Consider the following 9,055-nt stretch of genomic DNA (forward strand, 5'->3'; position numbering starts at 1 on the left):
CGGGACGGCAGGCGGAAATTCTCCAGCGGCAGCACGCAACGCGGATCCGGCGACCACCAGAGAATGGGCAAGCCGTCCTCGTACCAGGGAAAAATTCCCAGGCTGTAGGCCGCCAGCAGCCGCGCGGGCCGCAGATCACCGCCCGCGCAGAGCAAACCGTCCGCGCGGGCGGCCTCCGGAGGAGGAAACTGCGCGGCCAGATCCGCGAACGTGCCGCTCATGTTTCGTCTAGGCCTCCACCGGCTCGCGCGCGCCCCTGGCTCCGGCGCGCGTTCCGCGCGCGACGGGCGACGAGGCCGAGGGGAGAAGGGACAGGACGTCGTCCTTGAGCGTCAGCCGGGCACTGCCGCCTTTTTTCAGAGCTCCGAACAGCAGTTCGTGGGCCAGGCGGTCCTCCAGTTCGTTGCGCAGCAGGCGGCGCAGGGGCCGCGCGCCCATAGCCGGATCAAAGCCCTTGAGAGCCAGCCACTGCCGGGCCTTGTCCGTCACGCTGAGACTGACCTTGCGCTGGGTCAGGGTGACGCGGATTTCGGCCAGGAACTTGTCCACAATGCGCAGCATCATTTCCTGGGACAGGCTGTGGAAAGGCACCAGGGCGTCCAGGCGGTTGCGGAACTCGGGCGTGAACAGGTTTTCCACGGCCTTGAGACCCTTGCGGGCCGCGTCCTCGGGCGCGGCCTGGCCGAAGCCGATGGCCGAGCGCGACATCTCAAAGGCCCCGGCATTGGAGGTCATGATCAGGATGACATGCGAAAAGTCGGTCTTGCGGCCCGTATTGTCCGTGAGGGTCGCATAGTCCATAACTTGAAGCAATACATTAAAGATATCCGGATGGGCCTTTTCCACCTCGTCCAGCAACACCACGGAATACGGAGCCTTGCGCACCGCTTCTGTAAGCAGGCCGCCCTGGTCAAACCCAACATAGCCGGGAGGCGAGCCGATCAGCCGGGACATGGAATGCTTTTCCATGTATTCGCTCATGTCGTAACGCAGAAACTCCACGCCCATGAGCTTGGCAAGACTGCGGGCCACCTCGGTTTTGCCCACGCCCGTGGGCCCGTAGAACAAAAAGGCTCCGGCCGGGCGCTGTTCCTGCCCAAGACCGGCGCGGGCGCGCAGGATAGCCCGCACAGTGAGTTCAATGGCTTCGTCCTGGCCAAAGACCAGATGCTTCAGATCCCGTTCAAGATTCGCCAGACGCGCGCGTTCGCGCCCGGAAACCGTGCGCAATGGAATGCCCGCCATGCGGGCCACCACCCGCTCCACATCGGCCATACTCACGGCCGGACGCGTTTCCCTGCCCTGGGGAGCGTCAGGCAGGCCGCCCTGCCGCAGGCGAACGGCAGCCCCGGTTTCATCCATTACGTCAATGGCCTTGTCCGGCAGCAGGCGATCACGCACATGGCGCGCTGAAAGCTCAACCATAGCTTTAAGAACGGAAGGACTGTAACGCACCCGGTGATGTTCGGCATAGCGGCCTTCCAGGCCCTGCAGGATCGCCAGACAATCCGTGACGTCCGGCTCGTGCAGATCTATGCGCTGGAAACGCCGCGCCAGGGCCCGATCCTTTTCCAGATGATTGCGGAATTCCTCATAGGTGGTGGAGCCGATACAGCGGATCTCGCCGCCGGCAAGCGCCGGTTTGAGCAGGTTGGAGGCGTCCATGGAGCCGCCGGACGTGGAACCGGCCCCCACGATAGTGTGGATTTCGTCGATAAACAGAATGGCCTCGGGCATGGCCTTGAGGGCCTGCACAATGGCCTTGAGGCGGCCTTCGAAATCCCCGCGGTAGCGGGTTCCGGCCAGCACCAGGCCCATATCCAGAGCAAACAGCCGGGTATCGGCAAACATCTCCGGCACCCGCCCTTCAGCGATGCGCAGGGCCAGACCTTCGGCCAGAGCGGTTTTGCCCACGCCCGGATCGCCCACAAAAAGCGGATTGTTCTTGCGGCGGCGGCAAAGCACTTCAATGGCGCGGTCCAGTTCCTGCTCACGGCCTACCAGAGGATCGATCTTGCCTTCCCTGGCGCGGGCCGTGAGGTCCACGGTATACTGGGCCAAAGGATCGCCCTTGGCCGCGCGGGCGTCGCCGGACGCGTCGTCCGTTTCGTTTTCCTCCCCGCCGCGCGAACCGCCGCCTTCCCCCAGGCCGTGCGAAATGAAGGTCAGCACGTCCAGGCGCTCCACCCCCTGCTTGCGCAGGAAGAAGAGCGCGTAGCTCTCCTCTTCGTCCATGATGGCGATCAGCAGGTCGCCCAGCTCCACTGTGTCGCGGCCCGCGGAACGGATATGGTTGAGCGCGCGCTCCAGCACGCGCTGCACGCCGTCGGTCTGGGTGACTTCATACTTGCCGGGCTGATCCACCACATCCAGTTCCGTGCGGAAAAAACCTTCCAACTGCTCGCGCAGCACGGCCACGCTGGCCCCGCTGCCCTCCAGAATAATCCGGCCTTTCATGCTGTTGGTCAGGGCGTAGAGCACATGTTCCACTGTCAGCAGATCATGCCTGCGCCGTTGCACTTCCATAAGGGCGTCCCGCAGGACGCTTTGCACGCTTTTACTCAGCATATTTTCTCCCTCCCGCCACAGCCGAAGTCGACTGCGGGGAGTTGTTCCGGCGGCCCGGCCACATGCCGTGCCCAGACTACGGCGGTCCGGTCCGCCGCGCCTTTGCCGCGCGTGCGGCAAAGGCGATCAATGAATTTTTTCCATGGTGCATCTGAGGGGGAAGCCCGCTCCGTGCGCCTCCCGGTGGACGCGGCTGACCTTGGCTTCGGCCACTTCGCGGGTATAAATGCCGCACTGCCCCACGCCCTGCCGGTGCACGGCCAGCATGATGGCCGTGGCTTCTTCCAGAGGCTTGTGGAACACGCCGCAGAGAATATTAATCACAAAGTCCATGCTGGTATAATCGTCATTATGCAGCAGGACGCGGTAGCGGTCCGGCTCCTTGAGCTTTTTTACGACAATGGTCCGGCTTTCACCGTCGGCTTCGCCCTGATTGTATAGCGGCATGGAGTAATCCCCCGAAAACGCTTCAGGCTTTGGATGCGTCGGGCCGGTCGCCGTCGTGCGGCTCTTTGCCAGCAAGGCCCAGCCTCCGCCGCCAGTCGCTCCGTCGCTCCGCGTCGAACACAAAGGAAAAATCCGGCGGCAGGTTGTGCAGGCGACGCCAATCCTGATGCAGCTGATGATAACTTTTGGTACTTATTTCGGCCTTGTCAAGGCCCAGACGCGTCGCGGCCCGCTCAATATGCGCGGCCTCGCCCTCCAGCTCCACCACTTCGGCGAAGGGCAGCACGTCCAATTCCACTTCCACATCCTCCAGAAGCCACGGCTCGCGGATCTTCTCATAACGCGCGCCCACGGCATAGCCCAGGCCTTCCAGCACGGCGCGCATGGCCGCGCCGTCGGCCACCTCCAGCTCGCGTTCCTCGCGCACCTTGAAGTGCCCGCTCTGCGACGCGGGCAGCTTGAGGGTCAGCACATGGCGCACGGCGTCCGGCCATTCCTGCGAGCGCAGGCGCAGCAGGCGGCGGCTTTCAAACAGTTGGATGTCGGGCGTGTCAAAAACCCAGTTGCTTTCAAAATGCGCGCCCGGAGTGCGTGCGCCCAGATCGTACAACGTCCGGCGCAAGACGGCGAAATCCACGTGCAGATATTTACGTTCCACTTCCAAAGGCATGCTTTTCTTCCTCCGCTGGCCGCTCATTGACGACGGAACAGGCGCTGCTGCAAGGCCGCGATGGTGGCGATGCCGCCGCCCTGGCCGCCGTCCGGGTAGACTATGGGTTCGAAACCCAGCCGTCGGGCCTGGGAAAGGCGCAATTCCTGCACGGCCACGGGCCGCACCTGGCCGTTGAGGTCCACTTCGCCCCAGAGCACGCACTTTTCCGGCAGGGGCACATCGTAATAGGAGGACAGCACGGCGGCCACCAGAGCCAGGTCCAGGCCGGGCTCCTGCAGGCGCATGCCGCCGCCCACCTTGGCGTAAATATCCACCTGGCCGAAATTGAGTTTGAGCCGTTTCTCCAGCACGGCCAGGAGCAAATGCAGACGGTTGGCGTCAAAACCCAATGCCGCGCGGCGCGGAATGCTCAGAAAAGTGCGCGCCACCAGCGCCTGAACTTCCACGGCCAGAGGGCGCTGTCCGTCCACGGCCATGACCACGGCCGTCCCGGACAGGGAGGCGTCGCGCGCGCCCAGAAAAAAGGTGGAGGGGTCGTCCACCACCTGCATGCCGCGCTCGCCCATGCGAAAGACCAGCAATTCCTCATTGGGGCCGAAACGGTTCTTGAACACGCGCAACAGACGGAACATCTGGCGGCGGTCCCCCTCCAGGGAGATGACCGTGTCCACCATGTGTTCCAGCAGGCGGGGACCGGCCAGGACGCCGTCCTTGGTTACATGGCCCACCAGGATCAGGGTGCAGCCCACGCGGCGGCAGGCCTCCAGCAAGGCTGTGGCCACGGCGCGCACCTGGCTGACATTGCCCGGCAGGCCTTCGGCCTCCAGGCTGGTCACGGTCTGCACCGAGTCCACGATCACCAGGGCCGGGGATCTGGAGCCGCCGACCCCGTTGAGGGCGTCCAGCACGTCCTCAACCTTGGAGGTGGCCAGAGCCAGAAGATTGGGGTCCAGCATCCGGAGCCGCTCTCCCCTGGCCTTGATCTGCGGCAGGGATTCCTCGCCGCTGGCGTAGAGCACCGGTTTGCCCTGGGCCGCCACCAGCCCGGCTACCTGTAACAGCAAGGTGGATTTGCCGATGCCCGGCTCGCCGCCCACCAGAATGGCCGCGCCCGGCACCAAGCCCTTGCCCAGTACGCGGTCCAGGGCCTTGAGCCCGCTGCCGTAGGGTGTATGTCCGGCATCGGCCACGTCGCGCAGGGGTACAGGCCGGTCGGCCCGAACGCTTGCGCCGCCCGGGCCGGAGGACCGTCGGCCCGCCGCCGGACGGGCCTGGGCCGAGGCCTCAAGGGTATTCCACTCATGGCAGTTGGGACACTGGCCGCGCCATTGCAGGGTCTGGGCCCCGCACACCGAACAGATATAGACTTCACGCGTTTTCGCCATGCCCGAAACCTACGGAAAAAGGACGCGCGGCGCAAGGCGGCGATGCAGGAAGGACTGAAGTAGTTAACAACCGCTCTGACACCGCGAATTGCCAAGTGGAGAAGCTTCACTCTCTCTTGACTTTTTACTCTTTATCGATATGCTTTATTCACTACATACATGGCAGCGTCCACACCGCTGGTTAACATTGATGTGCTCTGCCCGGCTTTATGCTGGGTTTCTTTTTGGGTTTGCGCCCATAGCAGCATTATTGCCGGGTCGATAGCTCCTAATACAAAACCCCTCGGGGAAATAAGAGCAGCGCTCCATGTAGCGTAGTTGAGTCCCGGCATTTCTCATTTAAAAATGCCGATACAACTAAATACATGGAGTTTTTATGTCCGATTCGACCCCTCACAGTTCCACCGTCATCCCCATCGACACTATTGCCGCTCTGGCCGGCAAGTTACAGGAAACGGCGGAAACCATGCTGGTCTTTTGCCGTTCCGCGAGCACTGAAAAGAATTCATCAAAAACGGAAGGCGACGCGGAACTCGCCGGGCACAGCCATAAGCCGGGAGAATACCGTCAGTACCACTTGCCGCCGCATGCCCTCACGGAAGAAGGCGAGCTTCTTGACCGGTATGAGGCCGAGAATATCGCCGCCGCCCTGGATGCCATTTACAACGACCTTTTCGCCACGGTCTTTCTTATGAAGGGCTATGACGCCGACACCAAGATAACCAACTTCACTCTTTACCTGATTGGAGAGCGGTTGTCGCGCTCGCTGGGGATGTTGAGCAAAACCGGTTCCGTCCTGGCCGATTATAACTTGATGCACATGCGGCGGATTCCGACCGCGTAAGGTAAAGGCGGTCCCGGAAAATCTCCGGGACCGCCTTCCATTCTTTATTCCATAGCTGGGGCGGCGACGCATTTCATGCGTGAACCGCTCTAATCGAGGCAGGACATCCGCTATTTGCCGAACAGAATTTCCTGGTAGTTGGGCAAAGCCCACAAATCGTCGGCCACGCGGGTTTCCAGCAGGTCCGCATAGTAGCGCACCTCTTTCATGAGGGGCAGCACCTCTTCACAGTATCGCTGGGCGGCGTCCAGGCTTTCACCCAGTTGGCCCACGTCGGCCAGCACGTCCTCCAGCCGGGCCGTGGCCGTCTGCAGGCCGCGCAGATGCGCGGTGACCTCGTCCAGGGTCATGGTTTTGTAATCCTTGCCGATGGCCTGCAGCTGCGCGGCCGTGCCCGCCAGTTCGCCCTGGTAGCGCATGCCCGCCGGGAAAATGATGGTGCGGGCCATGCGGATGGCCAGATTGGCCTCGGTGCGCACGGTCTTGCAGTACTGTTCCAGGTAGATGTCCTGGCGGGCCTTGAGCTCGGCCCGGTTCAGCACGCCCTGCCCTTCATACAGGGCAATGACCTCGGGCCGGGTGAGTTCCGGCAGGGCCTCGGGCGTGTTGCGCAGGTCGGGCAGACCGCGCCGCCGGGCCTCGTTGTGCCAGACTTCCGAATAGCCGTCGCCGTTGAAGATCACGGCGCTGTGTTCCTCAATGACGTGGCTGATGAAGGATTCCACGGCGGCATTGAAAGCCGTGCCGGACGTGATTTCCCGTTCCAGCCAGTCGGCGGCGAAGCCCAGGGAATCGGCCATCATGGCGTTGAGCGCGGTGATGGAACCGGCGGCGGACTGGCTGGAGCCCACGGCCCGGAATTCAAAGCGGTTGCCGGTAAAGGCCACGGGGCTGGTGCGGTTGCGGTCGCCGGGGTCCGTGGGCAGGGGCGGCAGGGTATCCACCCCCACATTCATGACCCGCCCGCTTTTGCCGTTGGCCGCGTCCCCGATGCGTCCGGCCCGGAAAGCCTCAAAGACCTCGGTGAGCTGATCGCCCAAAAAGATGGACATGATGGCCGGAGGGGCCTCATGCGCGCCCAAACGGTGATCGTTGCTGGCGCTGGCCACAGTGGCCCGCAACAGGCCGCCGAACTTGTGCACGGCGCGGATCATGGCCGCGCAGAAGACCAGGAATTTGGCATTGGCGTGCGGGGTTTCGCCGGGATCAAAAAGCGTGCCCAGCTCCGCGTTGCCGATGGAATAATTGACGTGCTTGCCCGAGCCGTTGATGCCGCTGAAAGGTTTTTCGTGCAGCAGGCATTTCAGGCCGTAGCGCTTGGCCACGTTGCGCAGGGTGGCCATGATGATGTGGTTGTGGTCCACGGCCAGGTTGCTGGGCTCATAGAGCGGCGCGATCTCGTACTGGCTGGGGGCCGCCTCGTTGTGGCGGGTGCGCACGGGCACGCCCAGCTTGTAGAGTTCGCGCTCCACTTCCATCATGCAGGACAGGACGCGCTGCGGAATGACCCCGAAATACTGGTCGCTGAATTCCTGCCCCTTGGCCGGGCGCGCGCCGAACAGCGAACGCCCGGCGATTTGCAGATCAGGGCGGGCGAAGTTGAAGTTGTGGTCGATGAGAAAATATTCCTGCTCCAGACCGGCATAGGAAATCACCGGCAGATCCGTATGGATGTTGAACAGGGCCAGCACCCGCTGGGCCTCGCGATTCAGAGCCTGGCCGGAGCGCAGCAGCGGCGTCTTTTTGTCCAGGGCCACGCCCGTCCAGGACAGGAACATGGTCGGAATGCACAAAAAGGTGCCGTTGGGATTTTCCATGATGTAGGCCGGGCTGGTCACATCCCAGGCCGTGTAGCCGCGCGCCTCAAAGGTGGAGCGCAGCCCCCCGGAGGGAAAGGAGGAGGCGTCGGGTTCGCCCCGGATCAGCATGGAGCCGGAAAACTCGGCAATCACGCCGCCCGTGCCGTCCGGCATCAGGAAGCTGTCGTGCTTTTCGGCGGTCTGGCCGGTAAGCGGATAAAAGACGTGCGTGAAATGGGTGGCCCCTTTTTCAATGGCCCAGTCTTTCATCACCGCTGCCACGGTATCGGCAATGGAGGGGTCCATGCGTTCGCCGAAGGCAATGGTCTTGTGCAGCGACTTGTACACGTCTTTGGGCAGGCGCTCGCGCATGACGCGGTCATTGAAGACATTGCTGCCGAAAATGTCCGTGGGCCTGGTGTCCGCGAAATTGAGCGGAGCCGCGTCCGGCTTGTAGGTGGTAATGGCCTGGATGGCGCTGTGACGGGCGGTATTGCTGCTCATGCGTGCTCCTCGGAGTCAAGGCGAAAATAGCTTATTTTACCTCGACGATCTCAATCTCGAAGGTCAATTCCTTGCCCGCCAGGGGATGGTTGGCGTCAAGCGTGATTTCATCGGCGCCCACTTCGGTGATGGTCACGTCCATCTGGCCCTGCTCGTTGGAAAGCTGCAAGGGCACGCCCGCTTCCAGGGGAATGTGCGACGGCACCTGGGCTCGGGCCACGGTGAAGACCAGTTCAGGATCGGCGTCGCCGTAGGCCTGATCCGGAGGAATGGTCACGGTGACGGTTTCCCCGGCTTCATGGCCTTCCACAGCGGCCTCGAATCCCGGGATCAGCATGCCCTTGCCCAAGGTGAATTCCAGGGGGTCGCGCTCCCTGGAGGAATCGAAAACCGTGCCGTCAGCCAGTGTACCGGTGTAGTGCACACGCACCGTGTCGCCTTTTTTAATGGGCATGGGGAACTCCCTGAAATCCGCGTGGCGGGCTGTTTATTTTTAGAGCGATTCACGCATGAAATGCGTCAACCGCTCTGCAAGGATATGTCTGCAAATCCTTGCCGCGAAATGCGAGTGGCGGGCTTTGCCCGCCGTAAACGAGCATTTCATGTGTGAATGCTCCAGCAATGAAGTCGGGGGTGTCCCGGCCTGGCGTCGAATGAGGTCAGGAGGGGAAAACCGCCAGTCGCATAAAAAGAAAACAAAACACGGTGCGGGGCTGATGTCAATGCGCCTCCGGCGGAGAGACATTCACCTTAACAATGATAAAAGTTCTTCAATACTACCATTAACTCGGAATCTTTGAAATAGTGCAAGAGATTTGTTCAACATATCAAGAGA

The 9,055-nt window shown here is 62.2% G+C and carries 7 protein-coding genes and 1 pseudogene; 1 reads left to right on the forward strand and 7 read right to left on the reverse strand.

Annotated elements, in window-relative coordinates; translation table 11 throughout:
• The 5 genes and pseudogenes from KH208_RS14420 to radA form a co-directional block, all read right to left on the reverse strand.
• A pseudogene (locus KH208_RS14420) lies at window positions 1-221 on the reverse strand (leucyl/phenylalanyl-tRNA--protein transferase); the annotation flags it as partial.
• 7 nt (window positions 222-228) lie between these two features.
• Window positions 229-2,568, reverse strand: coding sequence for an ATP-dependent Clp protease ATP-binding subunit ClpA (clpA, locus tag KH208_RS14425; RefSeq protein ID WP_291437449.1), 2,340 nt, complete (start codon window positions 2,566-2,568; stop codon window positions 229-231).
• A 126-nt stretch (window positions 2,569-2,694) separates the two neighbouring features.
• Entirely contained in the window at window positions 2,695-3,015 is a 321-nt protein-coding gene (locus tag KH208_RS14430; RefSeq protein ID WP_291437451.1) for an ATP-dependent Clp protease adaptor ClpS, read from the reverse strand.
• A 22-nt stretch (window positions 3,016-3,037) separates the two neighbouring features.
• Window positions 3,038-3,685 (reverse strand): class IV adenylate cyclase, encoded by a 648-nt coding sequence (locus tag KH208_RS14435; protein WP_291437453.1) that lies wholly within the window; start codon window positions 3,683-3,685, stop codon window positions 3,038-3,040.
• Between the two features lie 23 nt (window positions 3,686-3,708).
• Window positions 3,709-5,073 (reverse strand): DNA repair protein RadA, encoded by a 1,365-nt coding sequence (radA, locus tag KH208_RS14440; RefSeq protein WP_291437455.1) that lies wholly within the window; start codon window positions 5,071-5,073, stop codon window positions 3,709-3,711.
• 376 nt (window positions 5,074-5,449) lie between these two features.
• Here radA and KH208_RS14445 point away from each other — a divergent pair, with 376 nt between their 5' ends.
• On the forward strand, window positions 5,450-5,917 hold the full coding sequence (locus tag KH208_RS14445) for a hypothetical protein (protein WP_291437457.1): 468 nt from the start codon (window positions 5,450-5,452) through the stop codon (window positions 5,915-5,917).
• A 110-nt stretch (window positions 5,918-6,027) separates the two neighbouring features.
• Here KH208_RS14445 and KH208_RS14450 read toward each other — a convergent pair whose 3' ends face one another.
• On the reverse strand, window positions 6,028-8,220 hold the full coding sequence (locus KH208_RS14450; protein ID WP_291437460.1) for a glutamine synthetase III: 2,193 nt from the start codon (window positions 8,218-8,220) through the stop codon (window positions 6,028-6,030).
• 31 nt (window positions 8,221-8,251) lie between these two features.
• Window positions 8,252-8,674, reverse strand: a complete 423-nt coding sequence (locus tag KH208_RS14455; protein WP_008684812.1) for a peptidylprolyl isomerase — start codon at window positions 8,672-8,674, stop codon at window positions 8,252-8,254.
• Between the last annotated feature and the right edge of the window lie 381 nt (window positions 8,675-9,055).

This window comes from Desulfovibrio sp., assembly GCF_018379785.1.
In the GTDB taxonomy this organism is placed as follows: Bacteria; Desulfobacterota; Desulfovibrionia; order Desulfovibrionales; family Desulfovibrionaceae; genus Desulfovibrio.